This is a genomic window from uncultured Microbulbifer sp., from assembly GCF_947498635.1.
Lineage (GTDB): Bacteria > Pseudomonadota > Gammaproteobacteria > Pseudomonadales > Cellvibrionaceae > Microbulbifer > Microbulbifer echini.
Map to the genome: position 1 here is coordinate 1 of NZ_CANMKV010000146.1, position 349 is coordinate 349.

Consider the following 349-nt stretch of genomic DNA (forward strand, 5'->3'; position numbering starts at 1 on the left):
GATCAACGCTTAATGTGCCCAGGCTTTTTTTAGACATAGCTATCCACTGGCCCCTAGTGCCAGCTCTTCATCGCCTGTTGCAGCGACAGCTCTGGCTCTTCCTCGTGGGGCATAAAGTCGGTAATTTTTACGGGGTTGCCTTTACCTTTGTGGGTATTGGCGTAGAGGGTGGCGAGTAGCGCCGAGGATCTTTCGATTCGCATTCCCGGATGCAGGGAGCCGCGTTTTTTACGGTAGAGCGCCCAGCGCTGGACCTCCTCATAGCTGAGCCGCTGCTGAGCCTCGGCGATGGTGCAGCCGCCGATGCCATTCAGCACCAGCTCGTGCCAGAGTTCGTCTAGCTCACTGA

General features: G+C 56.7%; 1 protein-coding gene. It reads right to left on the bottom strand.

The features are described 5' to 3' along the window. Positions 1 to 53: 53 nt before the first annotated feature. Positions 54 to 349, bottom strand: a 296-nt coding sequence (locus Q1A69_RS20220; RefSeq protein ID WP_299589756.1) for a hypothetical protein, incomplete at its 5' end; no start/stop codon positions are given.